The organism is Pollutimonas bauzanensis (genome assembly GCF_900129885.1).
Classification (GTDB): domain Bacteria; phylum Pseudomonadota; class Gammaproteobacteria; order Burkholderiales; family Burkholderiaceae_B; genus Pollutimonas; species Pollutimonas bauzanensis.
Genome location: NZ_FQXE01000019.1, coordinates 15,268 through 38,940, shown reverse-complemented (window position 1 = coordinate 38,940; position 23,673 = coordinate 15,268). Strand labels below are relative to the sequence as shown.

Sequence of the window (23,673 nt, the reverse complement as noted above, 5' to 3'; positions counted from 1 at the left end):
GCAGCATCCAATGCTGTATTGCGCAGGGCCCCGCGCGCCCCGTGGGTTCACTCCAGATACAGCAGTCGGGATGCCTCGCCGCGCAGCAGGGGCGCATTCAGCTGCACCGACTTTTTAAGAAAGTCCCACAGCGCCATGACGCGCCTGGACTGGCGCAAGTCTTCGTGGCAATACATCCAGAAGCTGCGCGTCAGCGCGATTTCATCTTCCAGCACCGGCTGCAGGCGCAGGTCCTGGGCCGCCATGAAGCAGGGCAGGATGGCCAGCGACCGGCCCTGCAGGGCGGCGTGATATTGGGCAATCACGCTGGTGCTTTTGAAGATGACGCGGTCGGTGAGGACGATATCCTCGAGATAGCGCAGGCGGTCGCTGAACAGCAATTCTTCCACGTAGCCGATGAAGGTATGGTCGGCCAGATCCGCCTTGGCGCGTATGGGAGGGTGGCCGGCCAGGTAGCCGGCGGTGCCATACAGCTTGAGCGAATAATCGATCAGCTTGGTGCATAAATACGGGCCGCGCTGCGGGCGTTCCAGCGAAATGGCGATATCGGCCTCGCGCTTGGAAAGGCTGATGAAGCGCGGAACGGGCATGATGTCCAGGGTGATGGCGGGAAAGCGGCGCTGGAAATCGGTCATCAGGGGCGCCAGCACATAGTTGCCGAAACCCTCTGTGGAGCCGACCCGCAGATGGCCCGACAGGGTTTGCGACTGGCCCGAGACATCTTCACGGGCCGAGAGCAGGGTGCTTTCGATCTGTTCGGCGTAGGCGAAGAAGCGCATGCCTTCTTCGGTCAGGGTGAAGCCGGTGGACTTCGACTTGTTGAACAGGATGGTTGCAAGCTCGTGCTCGAGCGCTTGTATGCGCCGCGATACCGTGGTGTGCTGCACGCCCAGGCGCAGCGCCGCGGCGCTGACGCGCTGCGTGCGCGCCACTTCGAGAAAATAGCGTATACCGTCCCAGTCGAGCATAAAAGCCTTGTGCATTAATTAGCATTGAATGTGCAAATATTTTGATGGAAATAAGTTTTTTACACAACTACACTGCTGCAATGGCCCGCGCGCGCTGCGCCGGCCCCGCGCCTGCCATTCCTGAAAATGCCAGCCGCGCATAAAATAAAAAGTTGATTTATTCCGCATCATGAATGCCCCAAGGAGACCTTAATGAGTGCAGTTCCCCGTATTCCACTACTGATCGGTGGCGAGCTTGTGCAGTCCAAAACCACGGAATGGCGCGATGTCGTCAATCCCGCCACCCAGGAGGTCGTCGCGCAGGTGCCTTTCGCAACCAGGGAAGAACTGGATTTGGCGGTGGCCAACTCCAAAGAGGCCTTCAAGACCTGGCGCAATGCCAGCCAGGGCGCGCGCATGCGCGTCATGCTGAATCTGCAGAAACTGGTGCGCGACAACACCGCCGCCCTGGCGAAATCGATTTCGCTGGAGCACGGCAAGACCCTGCCCGACGCCGAAGGCGAGGTCGGGCGCGGCCTGGAAGTCATCGAGCACGCCTGCTCCATCGCTTCATTGCAACTGGGCGAATATGCGGAGAACGCCGCCAGCGGCATCGACGTCTATACCTTGATACAGCCCCTGGGCGTGGTCGCCGGCATTACGGCGTTCAATTTCCCCATCATGCTGCCTTGCTTCATGTTTCCGATCGCCGTGGCGGTCGGCAACACATTCATCCTGAAGCCCTCCGAACAGGACCCCAGCTCCTCGCTGATGCTGGCCAAGCTGGCGCTCGAGGCCGGCCTGCCCCCCGGCGTGCTCAACGTGGTGCACGGCGGGCCGGATACCGCCAACGGCTTGTGCGATCATCCCGACATCAAGGCGATTTCCTTCATCGGCTCCACCCATGTCGGCACCGAGATCTACAATCGCGCATCCAGGGCGGGCAAGCGCTGCCAGGCCATGATGGGCGCCAAGAACCACTGCGTGATCCTGCCCGACGCCGATCGCGAAGTGGCCTTGAATCAACTGGTGGGCGCCGCTTTCGGCGCGGCGGGCCAGCGCTGCATGGCGACTTCGGTGGCCGTGCTGGTGGGCGAGGCACGCGACTGGCTGCCCGACTTCGTCGAGCGCGCCAGGAAGCTCAAGGTCAGCATAGGCTCGGACCGCGACGCCGATCTCGGGCCGCTGGTATCGCCCAATGCCAAGAAGCGGGTCGAAGGCCTGATCCAGCAAGGGGTGGACGAGGGCGCCGAACTGCTGCTCGATGGCCGCAACCTTACGGTAGCCGGATACGAAAAAGGCAATTTCGTGGGCCCGACCATTTTCAACAAGGTGGAAGCCGACATGACCATCTACCGGGAGGAAGTGTTCGGCCCGGTGCTTAGCGTGGTGGGTGTCGATACCCTGGAAGAGGCGGTGGAATTCATCAACCGCAATCCCAATGGCAACGGCGTGGCCGTGTTCACCCAGGATGGCGGCTCGGCGCGCTACTTCCAGAATAATATCGATGTGGGCCAGATAGGCATCAATATCCCTATTCCGGTTCCTGTCGCATGGTTCAGCTTCACCGGCTCGCGCGGGTCCAAACTGGGCGATTCGGGCCCCAACGGCAAGCAGGCCGTGAACTTCTGGACCCAGACCAAGACCGTCACGGCGCGCTGGACGGCGCACGCTTCAGGGGTGAATACCACTATCTCCATGAAGTAAGCTTATAACCATAAAGAATATATTTTTATTTCTTTATTACATATAATAGCCCTTCCTAAAGGGCTATTTTTATGAATCTTCAGCAATTCCGCTTCGTACGTGAAACCATCCGGCGCAATTTCAACCTGACAGAAGCGGCCCGCACACTGTATACGTCCCAGCCGGGCGTGTCCAAGGCCATTATCGAATTCGAGGACGAACTGGGCCTCAAGATCTTCGAACGCCACGGAAAACGCATAAAAGGCCTGACCAAGCCCGGCCACGTGGTGGCACAGGTCATAGACCGCATCATGCGCGAAGTCGACAACTTGAAGAAAGTCAGCGATGAATTCGCGCGGCGCGACGAGGGCGGCCTGGTCATCGCCTGCACGCACGCGCAGGCCCGCTATATTTTGCCCAAAGTCATACCGGCTTTCCGCGAGCGCTTTCCCAAGGTGCGGGTATCCCTGGCCGAAGGCAGCCCGCCCCACCTTGCCCGCATGGTGCTGCACGAGCAGGCCGACGTGGCCATCGCCACCGAAACCCTGGTCCATACGCCGGGGCTCGCCGCCATGCCGGTCTATTCCTGGGAACACACCATCGTGGTGCGTCCCGACCACCCGCTGGCCGAGCTGACGTCCAGCGCGGCCAAGGCCATATCGCTGGAACAGCTGGCCCAGTATCCCATCGTCACCTACGATCACGCTTTCTCGGGCCGCGGCACCATAGACGAAGTGTTCGCCGCCAATGATATCCGCCCCGACATCGTCCTGGAAGCCATAGACGCCGACGTCATCAAGACTTACGTCGACGTGGGGCTCGGGATAGGCATCATCGCCGGCATGGCCTTCGATCCGCGCCGCGACAAGGGCCTGGTGGGGCTGCCGGCCGGGCATCTGTTCGGCACCCATGTGACCCGCGTGGCGGTCAAGTCGGGGATATTCCTGCGCGACTACGTTTATGTGCTGCTGGAAATGCTCTCGCCCGCCCTGACGCGCGACGTGGTGCTGGAAGCCATAGAGAAAAGCTCCAAGACGGACTGATCGGCCGCTACAAAATTATGCACAAGAGTTGTTGACATTGATAATAAGAATGATTATCGTTACGAAACCATCTTTTTATTATCTGGAGCCGTCATGTCTGAACTCGTCAGCGCAGTCGTTGTGGGGGCCGACCGTCTGGGCAATATCCCCGATCTGCTGAAAGGGCACAACATCGCCATCAAGCAGCATATCAGTGGCCGCGACCCATCGCATCAGAAGAAAACCTTGCAATTGCCTTCCGGCACGCAGTTGCTCATATTGCTGACCGATTTTCTCGGCCACAATGTCATGAAAACGTTCCGCGCGGCGGCCCAGCGCTCCGGCATACGGGTGCTGGCCTGCAGGCGGTCGGTATGCAGCATGAAGCAGGCCCTGACCCAATGCGGCTACTGTGAAGCCTGCCCGGTGGATAAGGGCGGCAATGAACGGCCCGTGCGCTTCATCGCGAAGGACGCCGACGGTTATGCCGGCGGCAGGGCAAGGCTCAATTAGGTTCGGATCGCAGCGGCGCCGCGGCCGCGGGGCGCGCCGCCGGCTTGAGAGCCCGCGGCGCCAGGACGGCGCGCGTCAGTTCGCCGTCGCGAGGGTGTCAGGGGTGTTGGCCGCCAGCCGGCGCGCGCCGTTATAGCGCTTTTTCCAGTAGGCGAGGTCCATGCTTTCTATGCGCACGACCGCGCCGGTACGCGGCGCATGCACGAACTGGTGATTGCCCAGGTAGATTCCCACATGCGAGTTGCGGTGGCCGCGGGTATTGAAGAATACCAGGTCGCCTTTTTTCAGTTCGCTGCTTTTTACCGATTTGCCTTCGCGCGCCATTTCCGCCGCGCTGCGCGGCAGCTTCAGGCCCAGGGATTTTTCAGCGGCATAGCTGACCAGGCCGCTGCAGTCGAATCCGGTATTGGGAGCTTCCCCGCCGAAACGGTATTTGATGCCCAGGAAATTCAGCGCGGTGGACGCCAGGGTCTTGGTGGTCTTGGGGGAGCTGCTGCTGGGGTATTTGCTGGTGGGGTATTCGTATTCTTTGGCGGAAAAGTACGCGCCAAGAGGGTCGGACTGCGTATAAGAGAGGTAATTGTCGCGTATCAGGCGGCTGGGTTCGGACTGGGCCTGCTGATTTTGGGCGTTGCTGGCGCAGCCGGCGAGCGCCACAGTTGTAACAAGCAGAAAACATTTGGCGCCACGCCAGAAGTTTTGGGAATTGATGTATGGGAATAGTCGGGATAGTCGATGTGGCGGCATAGTCGTTTTTCGTTTTCGCTGGCATCAGCCCTTGCCCGGAAGTTTCGATTTAATGCCAAACAGGGCATAAACCAATAACATCGTGCAATAAAACACCTTAAAAAGGCGAGGCTTTACGCATTGTTCACAATAATAAGGGGTCGAGTTTAACGAATCATCCCTAATAGGTAAAGAAGTATTTCCCTCTATTTTGACTTTACTCAAGGGCGTCGCCGGGCTAGTCTATAGGGCGACTTGGAACGCGCAGCCGCTTTGGTTGTAGCGTATTGTTTCAGACCTTGGAGGGATTTTCCTATGATGACCAAACCCATATTGAGCAGCGCCGACGTAAAAGCCATTCTGGATGCAGCACAGGCACACGCCATCCAGCAGAAATGGGCCGTGACCATATCGGTGGTCGACGATGGCGGGCATTTATTGGGTTTGCTGCGACTGGACGGCGCCGCGCCGATTTCCGCGCAGATTTCCCCGGCCAAGGCGCGCACCGCGGCCTTGGGGCGGCGCGAGTCCAAGACTTACGAAGATTCCATCAATCAGGGCCGCTATTCGTTTCTGTCGGCGCCCGGTCTGGAAGGCATGCTGGAAGGCGGCGTGCCCATCGTGGTCGACTCGGCGGTCGTCGGCGCGGTGGGGGTATCCGGGGTCAAATCCAGCGAAGACGTCGAAATCGCCCGCGCCGGGATTGCCGCCCTGAAGATATGAGCCGCGGCGCGGATAGGCAAGCCGGCGGCCCGGCCCGCGACGCGGCCTTGACGCTCGCCTTTCGCGACGCGGTGAACCCCGGCGTCGGCAAACGCGAGGTCTGGGCCTGGGCCATGTACGACTTCGCGAATTCGGGCTATACGACTGTGGTGTTGACCACGGTGTTCAGCGCCTACTTCGTGGGCGTGGTGGCCGCCGGCAAGCCATGGGGCACGCTGGCGTTCACCGCGGCTTTGTCGTTTTCCTACCTGATGGTCATGTTCAGCATGCCGACCCTGGGCGCGCGCGCGGATGCCCGGGCCGGCAAGCGCAGGCTGCTGTTTTCCAGCACGGTGGGCTGCGTGGCCGCCACATTGCTGCTGGCGTTCACGGGGCCGGGCGACATTGCCTGGGGCCTGCTTGTGATCGCGCTGTCCAACTATTGTTATTGCGTGGGCGAGTCCATCGTGGCGGCCTTCCTGCCCGAAATCGCGCGCCCCCATGCCTTGGGCCGCGTGTCCGGATGGGGCTGGAGCTTCGGTTATTTTGGCGGCATGCTGACATTGGGCTTGTCGCTGGCGCTGGTTTCCTGGGCCAGCGCCCGCCAGGAACCCGCCAGCCAGTATGTGCCCTATGTAATGGTGCTGACGGCGCTGGTCTTCGCCGTCGCCGCCATCCCTTCCTTTTTGTTCCTGCGCGAACGCACGCCGCCCAGCCACGCGCCCTCCGTCGGCATGCTGGCCAGGCTGCTGGCGGCATGGCGCGACACCCGCGAGCATTTTGCCGATTTCAGGCTCCTGCTGCTTTGCGGGACGTGCTACCACGCCGGCATCGCCGTGGTCATCACTCTGTCGGCCGTGTATGCCACCGAGGCCATGGGCTTTACCATGGCCCAGACCATGATGCTGGTGTTCACGGTAAACATCGCCGCGGCGGCCGGCGCCTTTCTTTTCGGCTACGCCCAGGACAGGATAGGCCACAAGCTGGCCTTGTCCATCACCCTGGTGGGCTGGATAATCATGATATTGCTGGCCTATGCGGCCGTGCAGCTGTGGATATTCTGGCTGGCCGCGACCTTGGCGGGCCTTTGCATGGGCACCAGCCAGAGCGCCGGGCGCGCCATGGTCGGCGCGCTGGCCCCGCCGGAAAGGCTGGCCGAGTTCTATTCGCTATGGACCTTCGCGACCCAGCTTGCCGCCGTGGTGGGGCCCTTGTGCTACGGCCTGGTCACCTGGCTGACCTGCGGGAACCATCGCATGGCGCTGCTGTTCACGGGCCTGTTTTTCCTGGCGGGCCTGGCCGTGCTGACGCGCCTGGATTTTGCCCGCGGGGCGGCAGCGCGCGGCGCGGCGCGGCGCGATATGATGCCGGTGTGAGCCGGACGAACAATCCCTGCCTTGCTTTGTCAGTTTGTCAGTATTCAGTAAGGCTGGTTGGGTACGGTTGGAAGATAACTCGAACAACACACTTTCTAAAAAAGGAGCCGCAACATGTCTAGTGGAATTGAGTCGATACTGACTGAAACCCGTGTCTTTCCGCCTTTTCCCAATCTGGTCCAGGGCGCCGCGATCTCGGGCATGGACGAATACCGGGCGCTGTGCCAGGAAGCCGAGCAGTCGCCCGATGAATTCTGGGGCCGCCTGGCGCGCGAGAATCTTGCCTGGACCACCCCTTTCAAGCAAGTCCTGGACGAGTCCGAAGCGCCGTTCTATCGTTGGTTTGGCGACGGGGAGATGAATGTCTCGGCGAACTGCCTGGACAAGCACCTGGACACGCCAACTGCCAATAAAACGGCGCTTATCTTCGAATCGGACGACGGCAAGGTCAGCACGGTCACCTATAAACAGCTGCATGCGCGCGTGTGCCAATTCGCCAATGGCCTGAAGTCGCTCGGCCATCGAACCGGCGAGCGGGCCATCATCTACATGCCCATGTCCATCGAGGCGGTGGTCGCCATGCAGGCCTGCGCGCGCCTGGGCATCATCCATTCCGTGGTGTTCGGCGGTTTTTCTTCCAAAAGCCTGCATGAGCGCACGGTCGACGTGGGCGCCACACTGGTCATCACCGCCGACGAGCAGGTGCGCGGCGGCAAGAGCATACCGCTCAAAAGCGCGGTGGACGAAGCCCTGGCGATGGGGGGTTGCGATGCCGTGGCCCACGTCATCGTGTACAAGCGCACCGGCGGCGCGGTCCAGTGGCAGGAAGGGCGCGACCTGTGGATGGACGAGCTCTCGGCCGGCCAGCCGGATGTGTGCGAGCCCGTGCCCCTGAACGCCGAGCATCCGCTGTTCATCCTGTACACCTCCGGGTCCACGGGCAAGCCCAAGGGCGTGCAGCATGCCACCGCCGGCTTTCTGCTGTGGGCCTTGCTCACCGTGAAATGGACCTTCGACGCCAAGGATAGCGACGTGTTCTGGTGCACCGCCGACGTGGGCTGGGTGACCGGGCATACCTACATCACCTACGGGCCGCTGGCGGCCGGCCTGACACAGGTCGTATTCGAAGGCGTGCCGACCTACCCCAACGTGGGCCGTTTCTGGGAAATGATCCAGCGCCACAAGGTGACGGTGTTCTACACCGCGCCGACGGCGATCCGTTCGCTGACCAAGGCGGCCGAGAGCGCTCCCGATTATCACCCGCGCGAATACGATCTGGGCAGCCTGCGCATCATCGGTTCGGTCGGCGAGCCCATCAATCCCGAGGCCTGGATGTGGTACTACACCAATGTGGGCCGCGAGCGCTGCCCGGTGCTGGATACCTGGTGGCAAACCGAAACCGGCGCCCACATGATCACGCCGCTGCCCGGCGTCACGCCGCTCAAGCCAGGTTCATGCACCTTGCCCCTGCCGGGCATCGCGGCGGCGATCGTCGACGAGGCCGGCGAGCCCGTGGAAAGCGGCAAGGGCGGCTTCCTGGTCGTGCAGCGGCCCTGGCCGGCCATGATACGCACCATATGGGGCGATCCGGAACGCTTCAAGAAAAGTTATTTCCCGCCCGAGCTGAAAGGCGCCTACCTGGCGGGCGATGGCGCGCAGCGCGATGCCGACGGCTATTTCTGGATCATGGGGCGCATCGACGATGTGCTCAATGTGTCGGGGCACCGCCTGGGCACCATGGAGGTGGAATCGGCCCTGGTGGCGCATGAGCTGGTGGCCGAAGCGGCCGTGGTGGGGCGCCCCGACGCTACCACGGGCGAAGCGGTGGTGGCATTCGTGGTGCTCAAGCGCTCCTTGCCGGAAGGCGCCGAGGCCGACCAGATCGCCAAGCAGCTGCGCGACTGGGTGTCCAAGGAAATCGGCCCTATCGCCAAGCCCAAGGACATACGCTTTGGCGAGAACCTGCCCAAGACCCGCTCCGGCAAGATCATGCGGCGCCTGCTGCGCGTGGTGGCCAAGGGCGAGACCGTCACCCAGGACGTCTCCACCCTGGAAAATCCCGCCATCCTGGATCAGCTCTCGCAAGCGCGGTGAATCCGTAGTATCGTGGCGGCGGGCTTCCATTGAAGCACCCAATCAGGCTCCGGCCTGATTTTTTTATACATTTTCCTCTAGTGGAGCGTTTCTTGAAAGCAGACCAGACGGATCGCCGCGCCCTGTTCCTGATGAGCGTTACCGTGGCGTTGTGGGGGTTCAGCTGGATCGTCATGAAGCATCTGTCGAATTTCATCGGGCCCTTCGACCTGGTGATGGCCCGCTATGGCCTGGCCTTCATGGTGCTGTTTTTCCTGCTGCTCGCGACGCGCCGGTCGCTGAAATTCCCGCCGTTCTGGCTGACGGTGGGCATTGCCGTTTTCCAGACCACGGCCTTCCAGTGCCTGTGTCAGCTGGCGCTGGTGAGCGGAGGGGCGGGGCACGTGGTGATGCTGGCCTATACCATGCCGTTCTGGGTGGTGCTGTTCGCCTGGCTGCTGCTGGGCGAGCGCCCGGCGCGCCGCCACGCGGCGGCGCTCGTGCTTGCCGCGCTGGGCCTGGCCGCGGTGATCGCGCCATGGCAAGGCATGGGCAGCCTGTGGGGATCTTTGCTGGCCCTGGGAGGCGGCGCGAGCTGGGGGCTGGGCGTGGTGCTGACCAAGAAAATGTTCCAGCGCCATAGGGTCGAGGTGCTCAACCTGACGACGTGGCAGATGTTCCTGGGCGCGGTGCTGACCCTGCCTGTGGCCTTGCTGTTGCCGCAGCGCGCCATAGACTGGCAGCCGGACCTGTTCTGGGGGATGGCGTATATGGCCATATTGGCGTCGGCGCTGGGCTGGTGGCTGTGGCTGTCCGTGGTGCGGCGCGTCAGCGCCACGATAGCGGGCATGTCCAGCCTGGGGGTGCCGGTGCTTACCATCATCCTGGCCTGGCTGCTGCTGGCGGAACGGCCCACGCCGCTGGAGCTGGCGGGCATCGCGCTGATCATGGCCGGCCTGGTGGTCATCAACCTGCCGTCCCGCGGCGCCAAGAGCCGGCGCCGCGCTTCCGGCGCCTGACCTTTACATCCCGTTGTAGACCGGCCCTTCGCCGCCTTGAGGCGCCACCCACACAATGTTCTGCAGGGGATCCTTGATATCGCAGGTCTTGCAGTGCACACAGTTCTGCGCATTGATCTGCAGGCGGTCTTCGCCTTTGTCCGTCTTGACGAACTCATAGACGCCCGCCGGGCAATAGCGCGCTTCCGGGCCGCCATACTTGGCCAGGTTGACCGACACCGGAATCGAGGGGTCCTTGAGCGTCAGGTGCACGGGTTCGTTTTCCTCGTGGTTGGTATTCGAGATGAATACCGAGCTGAGGCGATCGAAGGTCAGCTTGCCGTCGGGCTTGGGGTAATCGATCCGCGCGCATTCCGCCGCGGGCTGCAGACAGGCGTGGTCCGGCTTGCTGTGGTGCAGCGTCCAGGGCATTTTGCCTTTCAGCAGCCATTGCTCTATGCCTGTCATCAAGGTGGCGACGGTACGGCCCTTCTTGAACCATTGCTTGAAATTGCGCGACTTGTTGAGTTCGGCGTGCAGCCAGGAGCTTTCGAATGCCGCGGGGTAGGCCACCAGTTCGTCGTGGCGGCGATCGGCCACGATGGCGTCGAACGCCGCTTCGGCGGCCAGGGCGCCGGTCTTGATGGCCGAATGGCTGCCCTTGATGCGCGAGGCATTGAGCACGCCGGCTTCACAGCCGACCATGACGCCGCCGGGAAAGCACAGCTTGGGCAGGGACAGCAGCCCGCCGGCCGTCAGCGAGCGCGCCCCATAGGCGATGCGCTTGGCGCCTTCGAAGGTGGGGCGTATCGCCGGATGCGTCTTGTAGCGCTGGAATTCTTCGAAGGGCGAGAGCCATGGATTGGCATAGTCCAGCCCGACCACCAGCCCGACCACCACGATATTGTCGGCCAGGTGGTACAGGAAGGACCCGCCGTAGGTGTCCGAGTCCAGCGGCCAGCCCGCCGTGTGCATGACCAGCCCGGGCTGCGACTGGGAAGGATCGACCTCCCACATTTCCTTGATGCCTATGCCGTAGCTTTGCGGGTCGCGGCCGGCGTCCAGCTTGTAGCGGGCTATCAGTTCGCGCCCCAATTGGCCGCGCGAGCCTTCGGCGAAAACCGTGTAGCGGGCGTGCAGTTCCATGCCGGGCTGGTAATGCGCGGTGTGCGAGCCGTCGCGCGCGACGCCCATGTCGCCCGTCGCCACGCCTTTGACGGCGCCGGTTTCGGTGTAGAGGATCTCGGTGGCGGCGAAGCCGGGGAAGAGGTCCACCCCCAGGCCTTCGGCCTGCTCGCCCATCCAGCGCACCACATTGCCCAGGCGCACGATATAGCTGCCATGGTTGTGGAAGCATTCGGGCAGCAGCCATTTCGGGGTCGAGCGCGAACCTTTTTCGCTCAGGAACAGGAATTTGTCTTCGCTTACGGCGGTGTCCAGCGGCGCGCCTTTTTCTTTCCAGTCGGGAATCAGTTCATTCAGGGCGCGCGGGTCCATCACCGCGCCGGACAGGATATGGGCGCCGACTTCCGCGCCCTTTTCAAGCACGCAAACGCTGATTTCGTGGTCGCGCTCGGCCGCCAGTTGCTTCAGCCGTATGGCGGCCGCCAGGCCGGCCGGCCCCGCGCCGACCACGACCACATCGTATTCCATTGATTCGCGTTCAGCCATTTTGTAAGGATCTCCCGTAAGTCTGGTGTGGCGGTGGCCCGTGGGACCAGTGTTTCGTTTTATGACTTAATTGTATTGTAGTCTGGAGCAAGGCCCGGACAAGGCCTCTCGCGGCGGCGTCGCCCGTGTGGCCGGCGCCGAACCGGGCGCGCGGCGGCGGTTCTACAGGGCCTTGCTTGCCGTTATACTTGTTCATTCGATTTTAGCGAAAAAGGCATTTTCCTTATGCAGCTTTCCGACCCGCCTTGCGTCCCCCCCGTCGGCGCCGCGTTTCGTTGCGCCATCCCGGTGCGCTGGGGCGACCAGGACGCGCAGAACCATGTCAACAATGCCGTGTATTTCCGCTATTTTGAAGAAGCCCGCGTTCAGCTGTTCCATTCGGCGGGCATCAGCCTGCCTGCGACCCGGGTGGGCATCCTGGCGCATGCGTCCTGCGATTTCCTCAAGCCGCTGACCTATCCGGCGACGGTGGTGGTCACCCAGGTGCTGGCGCGCATCGGGCGGTCCAGCATGGCCATGGATACGCTGATCGAGCGTGAGGACGAGCCGGGGGTACCCTACGCGACAGGCAAATACGTGATCGTCGGCGCGGATTCCCGCACGGGCAAGTCTTCGCCCTGGACGCCCGGCGAACTGGCCAAGTTCGCGCGGGTGCTGGCTGTCTGACGGCATGGCGGGCCGGCGCGCATTATCGATTTTTTTTGATTGAAGTTTTGAAATGAGGATGGAGTGATGGATAAAGTCTATGCAAGTGCCGCAGAAGCACTTAAAGGCGTCGTCGCCGACGATCAGACCATAGCCGTCGGGGGCTTCGGTCTTTGCGGCATTCCCGAGGCCTTGATTGCGGCATTGCGCGATTCCGGCGTGCAGAACCTGACATGCATCAGCAACAACGCCGGCGTCGACGGCTTCGGCCTGGGCCAGTTGCTGAGCACGCGCCAGATCAGGAAGATGATCGCGTCGTATGTCGGCGAAAACAAGGAATTCGAGCGCCAATACCTGGCGGGCGAACTCGAGCTCGAATTCACGCCGCAGGGCACGCTGGCGGAAAAACTGCGCGCCGGCGGCGCCGGCATTCCGGCCTTTTTCACCCGCACCGGCGTGGGCACCATCGTGGCCGACGGCAAGGAAATCCGCGAGTTCGACGGCGAAGAATACGTCATGGAGCGCTCGCTGGTTCCCGATGTGTCGCTGGTCAAGGCCTACAAGGCCGACCGCAGCGGCAACCTGGTGTTCCGCAAGACGGCGCGCAATTTCAATCCCAATGTCGCCATGGCCGGCAAAGTGACGATAGTCGAGGTCGAGGAAATCGTCGATGTCGGCGCCTTCGATCCGGACCAGGTCCATCTTCCGGGCATATATGTGCACCGCATCGTGCTCAACGCCCACCCCGAGAAACGTATTGAACAGCGCACCGTGCGCAATGCCCAAGGAGCATGACCATGGCCTGGAACCGTGATGAAATGGCGGCGCGCGCCGCTCGTGAACTGCAAGACGGCTACTACGTGAACCTCGGCATAGGCTTGCCCACCATGGTGGCCAATCATGTGCCCCAAGGGATCGAAGTCTGGCTGCAATCCGAAAATGGACTGCTGGGCATAGGCCCATTCCCCACCGATGATGAAATCGATCCGGACCTGATCAACGCCGGCAAGCAGACCATCACCACCTTGCCCGGTTCGTCCATCTTCGCGTCGGCGGATTCGTTCGCCATGATACGCGGCGGCAAGATCAACCTGGCCATCCTGGGGGCCATGCAGGTTTCCGAGAAAGGCGACCTCGCCAACTGGATGATACCCGGCAAGATGATCAAGGGCATGGGCGGCGCCATGGACCTGGTCGCCGGCGTCGGCAGGGTCGTGGTGCTGATGGAGCATGTGGCCCGCAAAAAAGACGGCACGCAGGACATCAAGCTATTGCCCGAGTGCACCTTGCCCTTGACCGGGGTGGGCGTGGTGGACCTGATCATCACCGATCTGGGCGTCATGGAAGTCGGCGATGACGGCCTCAAGCTGATCGAACTGGCGCCGGGCGTGACGGCCGAGGAAATCCAGTCCAAGACCGGCGCCAAGCTCGACGTCACGGCCGTCGCGTAGTTTGTCCAGGGGCGCGCCCGCTGCGCCGCCCCGATTAAAGGAATATCGTGAATCTCCCAGTCAGCGCTGAACATCGCTCCCGCGTCCATGCCGAACGCATCCAGGCCCTGCAGGCCGCCATGCTGGCGCGCAAGGTGGACGCCTGGGTGGTGCTGTCGGCCGATCCCCATCTGTCCGAATATCTGCCGGAACACTGGCAGGGCAGGCAATGGCTTAGCGGTTTCGACGGGTCGGCGGGCACCCTGGTGGTGACGGCCGGCTTCGCGGGGCTGTGGACGGATAGCCGCTACTGGGAGCAGGCCGACCACGACCTGGCGGGCACGGGCATACAGACCATGCGCGCGGGCGCCGCCGACGTGCCCGGCCCGGCGCAATGGCTGGCCGCCACGCTGCCGCGCGGCGCGCGCGTGGGCCTGGACGGCCAGGTGCTGGCCGTCCAGGCGCAGCGGCAATGGCTGGCGGCTTTCGCGGACCAGGGCATCAGGCTGGCGTGCGACCTCGATCTGCTCGACGGCATCTGGCCGGAGCGTCCCGGCCTGCCGCGAGGCACGGTGTACGAGCACCTGCCGCCTTTTGCCTGCCGCTCGCGCGCCGCCAACCTGGCGGCCCTGCGGGCCGCAATGGCCGAACGCAAGGCCGACTGGCACTGGATATCGTCGCTCGACGACATCGCCTGGCTGTTCAATTTGCGCGGCAATGATGTTTCCTACAATCCGGTTTTCCTGGCGCACGCGCTGATAGGCAAGGATAGCGCGCGCCTGTTCGTCGCGCCGGGGAAAATCGACGCCGGCCTGGCCGATATCCTGCGCCAGGACGGCGTCGGCATCGAACCCTACGATGGCGCCGCCGGCGCCCTGGCCAGCCTCGGTGAAAAGGAAACCCTGCTGTTCGATCCGGCCCGCAGCACTGTGGGTGTCCTGGCGGCAGCGGCTTACGTCGGCAAGGTGGAAGCGCTCAATCCCTCGCAACTGTTCAAGTCGCGCAAGAACGCCGCCGAAGCGGATCACGTGCGCCGCAGCATGGAACAGGACGGCGCGGCATTGTGCGAATTCTTCGCGTGGTTCGAAGCGGCGCAGGGCGCGCAGCGCATCACCGAGCTCACCATAGACGAAAAAATCACCGAGGCGCGCAGCCGCCGCCCCAATTTCGTGACGCCCAGCTTCGGCACCATCGCCGCCTTCAACGCCAATGGCGCGATGCCGCATTACCACGCCACCGAAGCCTCGCACGCCGTGATCGAGGGCGACGGCCTGCTGCTGATAGACTCGGGCGGCCAGTATCTGGGCGGAACGACCGACATCACGCGCGTCGTGCCGGTAGGGCAGGCCAGCACCGCGCAGAAACGCGACTACACGGCGGTGCTCAAGGGAATGATAGCCTTGTCGCTGGCGGTATTCCCGCGCGGCACGCTGTCGCCGCTGCTGGATACGATAGCGCGCATGCCCATCTGGCAGACCGGCGCCGACTACGGCCATGGCACCGGCCACGGGGTGGGCTATTTCCTGAATGTGCATGAAGGTCCGCAGTCGATAGCCTACCGGGCCAATGTCAACGCGGACATGGCCATGCAGCCGGGCATGATCACCTCGAACGAGCCGGGGCTGTATCGCCCGGGCTCGTGGGGCATACGCATAGAGAACCTGGTGCTTGCCGTTCCCGCGGCCGAGACCGAATTCGGCGAGTTCCTGAAGTTCGAAACGCTGACCTTGTGCCCGATCGATACCCGCTGCATCGAGCCTGGGCTGCTGGCCGAAGCCGAGCGCGCGTGGCTGAACGACTACCACGGCGAGGTGCGCCGCCGCCTGCTGCCCCTGGTCGACGGCCCGGCCCGCGAATGGCTGCTGGAGCGCACAGCGCAAATCTGAACAAAACATCGGTATCGCCGTCCAGGACTGGCGGGCGGGGGCGGGGCGACTGCTATAATCCAAATTTCCCGCTCCTGCCCGGCCACACCGGGCATGTATTACGATGACCAAATACGTATTTGTCACAGGTGGAGTCGTCTCCTCCCTGGGTAAGGGCATTGCCGCAGCGTCCCTGGCGGCAATTCTTGAATCGCGAGGCTTGCGCGTCACCATGCTCAAGCTCGACCCATATATCAATGTCGATCCCGGCACCATGAGCCCCTTTCAGCATGGGGAAGTCTTCGTCACCGAAGACGGCGCCGAAACCGATCTGGACCTGGGCCACTACGAGCGCTTCATCTCCACGCGCATGCGCAAGGTCAACAACTTCACGACCGGCCAGATCTACGAATCCGTGCTGCGCAAAGAGCGGCGCGGCGACTACCTGGGCAAGACCGTGCAGGTCATTCCCCACATCACCAACGAAATCCAGGACTTCGTGGCGCGCGGCGCCAAGGCGGCCTGGGATGGCGCGGCCGATGTCGCCATTGTGGAAATCGGCGGCACCGTGGGCGATATCGAGTCCCTGCCTTTCCTCGAGGCCGTGCGCCAGATGAGCCTGCGCCTGGGGCGCAATAACGCGGCGTTCATCCATCTGACCTTGGTTCCGTTCATTGCTTCGGCCGGCGAACTCAAGACCAAGCCCACCCAGCATTCCGTGCAGAAGCTGCGCGAGATCGGTATTTATCCCAATGCCTTGCTGTGCCGCGCCGATCGCCCGGTTCCCGACGACGAGCGCGCCAAGATTTCGCTGTTTTCGAACGTGCCCCTGGATGCCGTGATCTCGGTCTGGGATTCGGATTCCATCTATAAAATTCCTGCCATGCTGCACAAGCAGGGCCTGGACAACCTGGTGTGCGATGCGCTGGCGCTTACCCCGCCGCCCGCCGACCTGACCATATGGGACCGCCTGGTGGATGCCATCGAGCATCCCAAGCATGAAGTGCGCATCGGCATGGTGGGCAAGTATGTGGACCTGACGGAATCGTATAAATCGCTCAGCGAGGCGCTGGTGCACGCCGGCATTCATACCCATTCGCGCGTGTCGATCGAATACCTGGATTCGGAAGTCATCGAAGCCGAGGGCACCGACTGCCTCAAGGACCTGGACGCGATCCTGGTGCCCGGCGGTTTCGGCAAGCGCGGCACCGAAGGGAAAATCAAGGCCATACGCTATGCCCGCGAAAACGGCGTGCCCTACTTGGGCATCTGCCTGGGCATGCAGCTGGCCGTGGTCGAATTCGCCCGCGATGTGGCGGGCTTCGGCGGCGCCAATAGCACCGAATTCGATCCTTCCGCGCCGCATCCGGTAGTGGCCCTGATTACCGAATGGCAGGATCGCGAAGGCAAGATCGAAAAGCGCGATACGACCTCGGACCTCGGCGGCACGATGCGCAAGGGCGCGCAGCGCTGTCCGGTCAAGCCCGGCACGCGCGCTCACGACATCTACGGCAGCGAGGTCAATGAACGCCATCGCCATCGCTACGAAGTCAACAACGTGTACGTGCCGCGCCTGGAAGAGGCCGGCATGGTCATCAGCGCCCGCACGCCGACGGAAAACCTGCCCGAAATCATGGAGCTGCCCGCTCACCCGTGGTTCATGGGCGTGCAGTTCCATCCGGAATTCACCTCCACGCCGCGCGATGGCCACCCGCTGTTCTCCAGCTACATCCAGGCGGCCATCGATTACCAGGCGCGCCGCGAGGCGGGCGCCGAAAGCGCCGCCCAGGCCTTGTAGGCGCACGGCCGCTTGCGGCCGAGCACGCGGCGGCTTCGCCGCGTGCCGCAAATTCCCGGCATGGCCGCCGCTTGCGCTTTCGCCGATTCCTCCGTTAAAATTATTGACTTATCAATCATTGATAGATCAAAGGTTTTAATGTCTCCGCAGCCCACTCCGCAACCCTCGGGCACCGGCCGCATCCTGTCGGTGCGGCAGTCGCTGCTCGCCATGCTGGGATTATGCTTCGTCACCATGCTGGTCGCCGTCGACCAGACCGTGGTCGGAACGGCTCTTCCCACCATCGTCGCCGAACTCAACGGGTTCGAGCTCTACGCCTGGGTGGCCACTTCCTACCTGCTCACCTCCGTCATCACCATCCCGATATTCGGCCGTCTGGGCGACTATTACGGCCGCAAGCCTTTCGTTGTCGCCTCCATCGTCGTGTTCACCCTTGCCTCCGCCCTGTGCGGCATGGCCGACACCATGCTGCAACTGGTCCTGGCGCGCGCGCTGCAGGGCATAGGCGGGGGCATGCTGGTCGGCACCGCCTTTGCCTGCGTTCCGGACTTGTTCACCGACACCCATGTGCGTCTGCGCTGGCAGGTGCTGATGACCGCGGCCTTCGGCATCGCCAATGCTTTTGGCCCCTCGCTGGGAGGATTCCTCACCCAGTACGCGGGATGGCGCTCGGTTTTCTATGTCAACCTGCCCATAGGCGCGATCAGCCTGTATTTTGTCTGGCGCTTCCTGCCCCATATACGGCAAATCCAGCGCGGCAAGATCCGGCTCCACTGGCAGGGCGCCGTACTCATCGCATTGGGGCTGGGCAGCCTGCAGGTCTTCGTGGAATTACTGCCGGTGCATGGCGCCAGCTTCTACATGGTGCTGCTGGGCGCGCTGGCGGTGGCCGCCTTCTTCGCCCTGGTCTTCTGGGAAAAGCGCTGCCCCGAACCCTTGCTGCCGCTGGAAATGTTCCGCAATAAAAGCCTGGCGGCCCTGTTCTGCCTGTCGCTCTTCACCGGCTTCATCATGTTCGTCCTACTGTTCTACCTGCCCTTGCTGCTGCAGGGCGGCTTTGGCCTGACGCCCCAGGAAGTGGGCTTGCTGATCACCCCGCTGGTGGTCTTCATCACCGTAGGCAGCGTCGCCAACAGCCGCATCGTGGTGCGCCTGAATACACCCAATCACATTCTTTACCTGGGCTTCGGGCTTATGGTGCTGGCTTGCCTGGGCCTGGTTTTCTCCGGCAAGGCGACATCACGCTGGATGGTGGTCATATACATGATGATGGCGGGCACCGGCCTGGGCTTCGTCATGCCCAATCTGACGGTATTCGCCCAGGAAAGCGCCGGCCGCGCCTTGCTGGGGATTTCCACGGCGCTGCTGCAGTCGGTGCGCATGATAGGCGGCATGCTGGGCATGGCCGTCATAGGAACGCTGGTGACTCATTACTATGTCAGTATCGTGCGGCTATCGCTGCCCGAAGCCCGGGGCGCGCCCTGGCTTTCCTTGCTGGAGGATCCGCAAGTGCTGGTGAGCCAGTCGGTGCAGAGCGATTTCATGGCGCACCTGCAGCGCCTGAGCCTGCAGGGCGATGCCTTCATAGAAACCGCAAGGGCCGCGCTGGTGTCGGCCGTTCACCTGGGCCTGATCGTGACCTTGCTGATGGCCGTGCTGGCTTTCGCATGGGTCTGCCGCGTGCCCGTGATACGCCTGTCGCGCACGGTGGCGACCGTGGGACCCGGCAGCGGGGAGCAGCCATGAGCGATAACCCGCAGTTGCAGGTCATGCAGCAACTGGGCCGCACCTATCGCGCCCTGATGTCGGCCTTCGAAGCCAATATCGGCCAGTCCATGCCGCGCTGGCGCATATTGCTGCATTTGCATGAGTCCGGGGAGGCTTCCCAGAAGCAGCTTGCGCTCGCCTTGCGCATGGACCCCGCCGCCCTTACGCGCCAGATCCAGGTCATCGAGAATAAAGGCTGGGTCGAACGCCACAACGACGCGAGCGACAACCGGCTGACCAATGTGGCCCTGACGGCGCAGGGCAGGAAGGTGGTCGAACAGACCCTGCCGCGGCGCACGGCCTTCATCGAAAGGGCGCTGGGCGATTTGTCGCCGCGGGACATGCAGGCGCTGGGCACGATGCTGAGCGTGCTCGAACAGCGCTTGCGGCAGGAGGCCGCCAGCCCCGCCCGGCCCGATCGATAAGCCCGCCGCGCATGGCGCCGCGCGGGCCGGCGTAGCATTGTGTAGCGTGACAGATAATAAAATTTCTAATCTTTTAAACTCAGGGTAAGCCTTGCAAGGCGCAGCCCGGGTACAATCGGTCGTTCGCGCCTGCTGCCGCTGCCCCGGCCGGCAAGCGCGCGGGCCTTCAGGCAAACTTCCAGCGTAACCTTACATTCAGGCAGGACAGTCAATATTATGAGTGCAATCGTAGATATCATCGGACGCGAAATTCTGGACTCGCGCGGCAACCCGACCGTCGAGTGCGATGTGTTGCTGGAGTCGGGCGCCATGGGTCGTGCGGCTGTACCTTCGGGCGCCTCCACCGGCTCGCGCGAAGCCATCGAGCTGCGCGACGGCGACGCCGCGCGCTACCTGGGCAAAGGCGTGCTGCGCGCCGTGGAAAACCTGAACACCGAGATTTCCGAAGCGCTCATGGGCCTGGACGCCCAGGAACAGACTTTCCTCGATCGCACTCTTATCGACCTGGACGGCACCGAATCCAAGAGCCGCCTGGGCGCCAACGCCATCCTGGCGGCCAGCATGGCCGTGGCCCGCGCCGCGGCCGACGATTCCGGCTTGTCGCTGTACCGGTATTTCGGCGGCAGCGGCCCGATGTCCATGCCGGTGCCCATGATGAACGTCATCAATGGCGGCGCGCATGCCAACAATACGCTCGACCTGCAGGAATTCATGATCCTGCCCATCGGCGCCACCAGCTTCCGCGAATCGCTGCGCATGGGCGCGGAAATCTTCCACGCCCTTAAAAAGCTGCTGAACAAGCAGGGCATGTCCACGGCGGTGGGCGACGAAGGCGGCTTCGCGCCCAACGTGGCCAACCATGAAGCGGCCATCCAGCTTATCTTGCAGGCCATAGCCGAAGCCGGCTACGAGGCCGGGTCGCAAGTCGCCCTGGGCCTGGATTGCGCCAGCTCCGAGTTCTACCGCGACGGCAAGTACCATTTGGCGGGCGAAGGCGGCATTGCCCTGACTTCCCAGGACTTCGCCAATCTGCTGGCGACGTGGTGCGACAAATACCCTATCATCTCCATCGAGGACGGCATGGCCGAAAACGATTGGGAAGGCTGGAAAGTGCTTTCCGACCAGTTGGGCAAGCGGGTCCAGTTGGTGGGCGATGACCTTTTCGTCACCAACACCAAGATCCTCAAGCAGGGCATAGACCAGGGCATCGCCAATTCCATCCTGATCAAGATCAACCAGATCGGCACCCTGACCGAAACCTTCGCCGCCATCGAAATGGCCAAGCGGGCGGGCTACACGGCCGTCATCTCGCATCGTTCGGGCGAAACCGAAGACACGACGATAGCCGATATCGCGGTGGCCACCAATGCCATGCAGATCAAGACCGGCTCGCTGTCGCGTTCGGACCGCATGGCCAAATACAATCAGTTGCTGCGCATCGAAGAAGAACTCGCCGAGGTAGCATCCTACCCGGGCCGCGACGCTTTCTACAACTTGCGCTAAGCCCAATCCAGCCGGCCGCTCGGCCGGCTTTTTGCGTAAAACATGCGACTGCTATTCATCATCCTGGCCCTGCTGACAGCCATCACCCAGTATCCGCTTTGGTGGGGCAAGGGCGGGTGGCTGCGGGTGCAGGAGCTGGAACGGAAAGCCAGCAGCCAGCAGGAAACCAACGAAGCGCTGATCGCCCGCAATAATGCGCTGCAAGCCGAGGTGCAGGATCTGAAATCCGGCAAGGCGGCCGTGGAAGAGCGCGCGCGCGCTGAATTGGGGATGATCAAGGACGGCGAGATCTTTGTGCAGATACTCGCCCCGCATGAGCGCGAGCCGGAAATCAAGACTCCGCAAATATCCAAGAAAAAAGGCAATTAGGCCGGCGGGCAGCAGGACGCGGCCGGGCAAGCCGCGCCCTCGGGCGTCGCGCCAGGCATGCCGGAGCCGGCGGCATCGGCGTCACCGCCCGCCATCGGCGCCCCGGGCGGCCCGCCTTCCTGCGCGGCGGCGGGCGGCCACGGCGGCAGGAGCCCGCCTGGGTCGGCATCCGGCCATGCCGCATCCTGAACTGCTGGCTCCGGCGTCGCGGCAGCCGGCGCCGCCGCGCCGGGCGGGATGCCCGCCGGACGCCGGCCCGCGCACCAAAGGCCCTGGCAGCTTGCCGCCGGCAACGGCGGGGCGCCGGGCGCCGCCTGGGGGCCGACTACCTTGCCGGCCGCGGGCAAAGGCCAATTCACGGGGTGCGACTGCATGACCAGCGCGATTTCCTGCATGACGGGGAGGTATCCGCCGCGCGCCATCGCCTGCCTGCCATAGGACCCGCCCCCGGCGCCCAGCAGGCGCATCAGGCCTTTCATTCCCGGCAGCACCGGCTCGTGCAGGTAGGTCAGGCGCAACACCAGCGTATTGGCCTGCAGGATGGAGAGCCCGGATTGCGCGCCCAGGCCGCCGCCCGGGCCTTCGCGCAGGCGTTGATCCTGTTCGGCCAGGTAGTTGTTGTTGATGGCGGCCAGCCCCGTTGCGCGCGCAATGGCCAGCGTAGGGTCGGAAAAATCGAGAAAGGCCTGCGCGGGCGGGGAAAGGACTTCGATGCGCCAGGGCGCGGCGCCGGTGGCCTGGCTGCGCTGCTCCAGCGCCCTGGCCAGGCGCTGCCGGGCGCCGCCGCCCTGGCCGGCGGCAAACAGCGGCGTCAGCGCCTGCTCGAACGCCGTTTCAATGACTTCCGGCCTGGCATGCGCGGTGATGGCGGCGCGGCCGGCCTCGAGCAGCGCCAGGCTGGCGGCCTGTTTGGCGAAGAACCACTGGGCGGCCTCGATGCTGCCCAGCCCGAGCAGCAGCAGCGGTATGGCGGCGACGGACAATTCGACCATGCCGGTGCCCGATTGGGCCGTTCTGTGGAATGTGCGCGCTGGCGGATTCGGCGCGCCGCGGCCCCCGCCGGCGGGCGCGCCGCAGCGGCCAGGCGCGCGAACGAGGCGGCGCCGGCCGGATGCCTTGACGGGAAAGGGAAGGGATCGAAACATGCGGCCAGTGTGCCCATGCCTGGCTGGCGCGTCGATTGTGGATAGTGCCTAGGCGGCCCGCCCTTGCGGGCGCGCCGCGGTCAATGGACCGATTTGTGATCGCTGTGGGCCGTGTCCAGATTGTCCAGGAAGAGGCCGGCGCAATCGATGGCGTCGAATTGATAGGGCTTGCCGCAGAAATTGCAGGAAATATCGATTTTTTCGCGTTCGCTGAGAATGTCTTCGATCTCTTCGCGGCCCAGCATGCGCAGCATATTGGCCACCCGCTCGCGGGTGCAAGGGCAATGCCAGCGCACTTGCTGCGGCTCGAAGGCGATCAGGTCCTCTTCCCAGAACAGGCGATGGATGAGGGTATCGCTGTCCAGCTCAAGGAGTTCCCCGTATTTGACGGTGGCGGCCAGATGGCGGACCCGCGTCCAGGTTTCATCGCGCGATTCATGGTCCTCGTCGGTCGTGCCGCCATGGTCCGGCAGCCGCTGCAGGAGCAGGCCGGCGGAATTTTCCGCGTCGGACGCAAGCCATATGCGGGTGTCCAGCTGTTCCGAATTGCGCATATACAATTCCAGCACCTGGGCCACCGAGTCGCCTTCCAGGGGAACGATGCCTTGATAGGGTTCGAGGTCGGTGGTGTCGCGGTTGGGATCGAGCACGACGACGAAGCGTCCCTTGCCATGGGCATTGAGCAGGGACTGCAGCGTGCCGTCGGCCGGTATGTCGTGGCCTTCGCGCAGGGTTACCGTGGCGCGTATGGCAAGGTCGGCCGTGCATTCGACCACCACCAGCGCGATGGGGCCGTCGCCCTGCAGCTGCAGCACCAGGGAGCCGTCGAACTTGATATTGGTGGCCAGCAAGACGGCCGCCGACACCAGTTCGCCCAGCAAGCGCTGCACGCATTCGGGATAGTGCTGGTGGACCAGGCCCGCCTGCCAGGCGGACGTCAGCTTGACGGCTTGCAGCCGGGTGCTGTGATCCGGCAATAAATACTTTTTGAGTTGATCTGTCATAGGCTAAA

21 protein-coding genes are annotated in these 23,673 nt (G+C 63.2%); 16 read left to right on the top strand and 5 right to left on the bottom strand.

Features of this window, described 5'->3' with window-relative positions; all coding sequences use genetic code 11:
• Positions 1 to 47: 47 nt before the first annotated feature.
• The gene (locus BUB23_RS23590) at positions 48 to 968 is read right to left on the bottom strand and encodes a LysR family transcriptional regulator (protein WP_073109071.1); all 921 of its coding nucleotides are present in this window, start codon (positions 966 to 968) and stop codon (positions 48 to 50) included.
• A gap of 192 nt (positions 969 to 1,160) precedes the next feature.
• On the opposite strand from BUB23_RS23590, the gene BUB23_RS23585 reads away from it, so the two are divergent.
• From BUB23_RS23585 to BUB23_RS23575, 3 genes are all read left to right on the top strand, one after another.
• Entirely contained in the window at positions 1,161 to 2,654 is a 1,494-nt protein-coding gene (locus BUB23_RS23585) for a CoA-acylating methylmalonate-semialdehyde dehydrogenase (RefSeq protein ID WP_073108967.1), read from the top strand.
• A 71-nt stretch (positions 2,655 to 2,725) separates the two neighbouring features.
• Positions 2,726 to 3,676 (top strand): CysB family HTH-type transcriptional regulator, encoded by a 951-nt coding sequence (locus tag BUB23_RS23580; protein ID WP_073108964.1) that lies wholly within the window; start codon positions 2,726 to 2,728, stop codon positions 3,674 to 3,676.
• Positions 3,677 to 3,769: 93 nt separating this feature from the next.
• Positions 3,770 to 4,168: a DUF2325 domain-containing protein gene (locus BUB23_RS23575; RefSeq protein ID WP_073108962.1), complete on the top strand. Its 399-nt coding sequence runs from the start codon at positions 3,770 to 3,772 to the stop codon at positions 4,166 to 4,168.
• A 75-nt stretch (positions 4,169 to 4,243) separates the two neighbouring features.
• Here the strand turns inward: BUB23_RS23575 and BUB23_RS23570 are convergent, their stop codons facing one another.
• A complete protein-coding gene (locus BUB23_RS23570; RefSeq protein WP_245801367.1) occupies positions 4,244 to 4,825 on the bottom strand; it encodes a C40 family peptidase in 582 nt (193 codons plus the stop codon).
• Positions 4,826 to 5,209: 384 nt separating this feature from the next.
• On the opposite strand from BUB23_RS23570, the gene BUB23_RS23565 reads away from it, so the two are divergent.
• The 4 genes from BUB23_RS23565 (at position 5,210) to BUB23_RS23550 (ending at position 10,064) form a co-directional block, all read left to right on the top strand.
• Positions 5,210 to 5,617: a heme-binding protein gene (locus tag BUB23_RS23565; RefSeq protein ID WP_073108957.1), complete on the top strand. Its 408-nt coding sequence runs from the start codon at positions 5,210 to 5,212 to the stop codon at positions 5,615 to 5,617.
• A complete protein-coding gene (locus BUB23_RS23560) occupies positions 5,614 to 6,972 on the top strand; it encodes an MFS transporter (protein WP_073108956.1) in 1,359 nt (452 codons plus the stop codon). The genes BUB23_RS23565 and BUB23_RS23560 overlap by 4 nt, the downstream gene beginning before the upstream one ends.
• Positions 6,973 to 7,086: 114 nt before the next feature.
• On the top strand, positions 7,087 to 9,066 hold the full coding sequence (gene acs / locus BUB23_RS23555; RefSeq protein ID WP_073108954.1) for an acetate--CoA ligase: 1,980 nt from the start codon (positions 7,087 to 7,089) through the stop codon (positions 9,064 to 9,066).
• 92 nt (positions 9,067 to 9,158) lie between these two features.
• On the top strand, positions 9,159 to 10,064 hold the full coding sequence (locus tag BUB23_RS23550) for a DMT family transporter (RefSeq protein ID WP_143161108.1): 906 nt from the start codon (positions 9,159 to 9,161) through the stop codon (positions 10,062 to 10,064).
• Positions 10,065 to 10,067: 3 nt separating this feature from the next.
• Here BUB23_RS23550 and BUB23_RS23545 read toward each other — a convergent pair whose 3' ends face one another.
• On the bottom strand, positions 10,068 to 11,714 hold the full coding sequence (locus BUB23_RS23545; protein ID WP_073108951.1) for an electron transfer flavoprotein-ubiquinone oxidoreductase: 1,647 nt from the start codon (positions 11,712 to 11,714) through the stop codon (positions 10,068 to 10,070).
• 225 nt (positions 11,715 to 11,939) lie between these two features.
• On the opposite strand from BUB23_RS23545, the gene BUB23_RS23540 reads away from it, so the two are divergent.
• The 9 genes from BUB23_RS23540 (at position 11,940) to ftsB (ending at position 21,516) form a co-directional block, all read left to right on the top strand.
• Positions 11,940 to 12,380 carry an acyl-CoA thioesterase gene (locus tag BUB23_RS23540; RefSeq protein WP_073108949.1) on the top strand — a complete coding sequence of 147 codons (441 nt, stop codon included), beginning with the start codon at positions 11,940 to 11,942 and terminating at the stop codon, positions 12,378 to 12,380.
• Between the two features lie 66 nt (positions 12,381 to 12,446).
• Positions 12,447 to 13,154: a CoA transferase subunit A gene (locus BUB23_RS23535; RefSeq protein ID WP_073108947.1), complete on the top strand. Its 708-nt coding sequence runs from the start codon at positions 12,447 to 12,449 to the stop codon at positions 13,152 to 13,154.
• A gap of 2 nt (positions 13,155 to 13,156) precedes the next feature.
• Complete coding sequence (locus tag BUB23_RS23530; protein ID WP_073108944.1) at positions 13,157 to 13,810, top strand: CoA transferase subunit B; 654 nt, start codon at positions 13,157 to 13,159, stop codon at positions 13,808 to 13,810.
• 47 nt (positions 13,811 to 13,857) lie between these two features.
• The gene (locus tag BUB23_RS23525; protein WP_425439590.1) at positions 13,858 to 15,675 is read left to right on the top strand and encodes an aminopeptidase P family protein; all 1,818 of its coding nucleotides are present in this window, start codon (positions 13,858 to 13,860) and stop codon (positions 15,673 to 15,675) included.
• A 103-nt stretch (positions 15,676 to 15,778) separates the two neighbouring features.
• Positions 15,779 to 17,452 (top strand): CTP synthase, encoded by a 1,674-nt coding sequence (locus tag BUB23_RS23520; protein WP_073108940.1) that lies wholly within the window; start codon positions 15,779 to 15,781, stop codon positions 17,450 to 17,452.
• A gap of 138 nt (positions 17,453 to 17,590) precedes the next feature.
• Entirely contained in the window at positions 17,591 to 19,198 is a 1,608-nt protein-coding gene (locus BUB23_RS23515; protein WP_073108937.1) for an MFS transporter, read from the top strand.
• Positions 19,195 to 19,644, top strand: coding sequence for a MarR family winged helix-turn-helix transcriptional regulator (locus BUB23_RS23510; RefSeq protein WP_073108935.1), 450 nt, complete (start codon positions 19,195 to 19,197; stop codon positions 19,642 to 19,644). The genes BUB23_RS23515 and BUB23_RS23510 overlap by 4 nt, the downstream gene beginning before the upstream one ends.
• A gap of 216 nt (positions 19,645 to 19,860) precedes the next feature.
• Positions 19,861 to 21,147 (top strand): phosphopyruvate hydratase, encoded by a 1,287-nt coding sequence (gene eno / locus BUB23_RS23505; RefSeq protein WP_073108933.1) that lies wholly within the window; start codon positions 19,861 to 19,863, stop codon positions 21,145 to 21,147.
• A 42-nt stretch (positions 21,148 to 21,189) separates the two neighbouring features.
• Positions 21,190 to 21,516, top strand: a complete 327-nt coding sequence (gene ftsB, locus BUB23_RS23500; protein WP_073108931.1) for a cell division protein FtsB — start codon at positions 21,190 to 21,192, stop codon at positions 21,514 to 21,516.
• Here ftsB and BUB23_RS23495 read toward each other — a convergent pair.
• Together BUB23_RS23495 and hslO are read right to left on the bottom strand one after the other, a co-directional pair.
• On the bottom strand, positions 21,513 to 22,661 hold the full coding sequence (locus BUB23_RS23495; RefSeq protein WP_073108928.1) for a TadE/TadG family type IV pilus assembly protein: 1,149 nt from the start codon (positions 22,659 to 22,661) through the stop codon (positions 21,513 to 21,515). The two genes, ftsB and BUB23_RS23495, sit on opposite strands and share 4 nt — an antisense overlap.
• A gap of 80 nt (positions 22,662 to 22,741) precedes the next feature.
• Positions 22,742 to 23,665 carry an Hsp33 family molecular chaperone HslO gene (gene hslO / locus BUB23_RS23490; RefSeq protein ID WP_073108925.1) on the bottom strand — a complete coding sequence of 308 codons (924 nt, stop codon included), beginning with the start codon at positions 23,663 to 23,665 and terminating at the stop codon, positions 22,742 to 22,744.
• Positions 23,666 to 23,673 lie beyond the last annotated feature (8 nt).

What these genes read in the sequence shown, in the direction of transcription:
- BUB23_RS23565 (WP_073108957.1), top strand. Translation starts at nt 5,210, where the DNA reads ATGATGACCAAACCCATATTGAGCAGCGCCGACGTAAAAGCCATTCTG.
- BUB23_RS23585 (WP_073108967.1), top strand. Translation starts at nt 1,161, where the DNA reads ATGAGTGCAGTTCCCCGTATTCCACTACTGATCGGTGGCGAGCTTGTG.
- BUB23_RS23530 (WP_073108944.1), top strand. Translation starts at nt 13,157, where the DNA reads ATGGCCTGGAACCGTGATGAAATGGCGGCGCGCGCCGCTCGTGAACTG.
- BUB23_RS23535 (WP_073108947.1), top strand. Translation starts at nt 12,447, where the DNA reads ATGGATAAAGTCTATGCAAGTGCCGCAGAAGCACTTAAAGGCGTCGTC.
- BUB23_RS23515 (WP_073108937.1), top strand. Translation starts at nt 17,591, where the DNA reads ATGTCTCCGCAGCCCACTCCGCAACCCTCGGGCACCGGCCGCATCCTG.
- BUB23_RS23575 (WP_073108962.1), top strand. Translation starts at nt 3,770, where the DNA reads ATGTCTGAACTCGTCAGCGCAGTCGTTGTGGGGGCCGACCGTCTGGGC.
- BUB23_RS23590 (WP_073109071.1), bottom strand. Translation starts at nt 968, where the DNA reads ATGCTCGACTGGGACGGTATACGCTATTTTCTCGAAGTGGCGCGCACG.
- BUB23_RS23560 (WP_073108956.1), top strand. Translation starts at nt 5,614, where the DNA reads ATGAGCCGCGGCGCGGATAGGCAAGCCGGCGGCCCGGCCCGCGACGCG.
- BUB23_RS23545 (WP_073108951.1), bottom strand. Translation starts at nt 11,714, where the DNA reads ATGGCTGAACGCGAATCAATGGAATACGATGTGGTCGTGGTCGGCGCG.
- BUB23_RS23510 (WP_073108935.1), top strand. Translation starts at nt 19,195, where the DNA reads ATGAGCGATAACCCGCAGTTGCAGGTCATGCAGCAACTGGGCCGCACC.
- BUB23_RS23520 (WP_073108940.1), top strand. Translation starts at nt 15,779, where the DNA reads ATGACCAAATACGTATTTGTCACAGGTGGAGTCGTCTCCTCCCTGGGT.
- ftsB (WP_073108931.1), top strand. Translation starts at nt 21,190, where the DNA reads ATGCGACTGCTATTCATCATCCTGGCCCTGCTGACAGCCATCACCCAG.
- BUB23_RS23540 (WP_073108949.1), top strand. Translation starts at nt 11,940, where the DNA reads ATGCAGCTTTCCGACCCGCCTTGCGTCCCCCCCGTCGGCGCCGCGTTT.
- eno (WP_073108933.1), top strand. Translation starts at nt 19,861, where the DNA reads ATGAGTGCAATCGTAGATATCATCGGACGCGAAATTCTGGACTCGCGC.
- hslO (WP_073108925.1), bottom strand. Translation starts at nt 23,665, where the DNA reads ATGACAGATCAACTCAAAAAGTATTTATTGCCGGATCACAGCACCCGG.
- BUB23_RS23580 (WP_073108964.1), top strand. Translation starts at nt 2,726, where the DNA reads ATGAATCTTCAGCAATTCCGCTTCGTACGTGAAACCATCCGGCGCAAT.
- acs (WP_073108954.1), top strand. Translation starts at nt 7,087, where the DNA reads ATGTCTAGTGGAATTGAGTCGATACTGACTGAAACCCGTGTCTTTCCG.
- BUB23_RS23495 (WP_073108928.1), bottom strand. Translation starts at nt 22,661, where the DNA reads ATGTTTCGATCCCTTCCCTTTCCCGTCAAGGCATCCGGCCGGCGCCGC.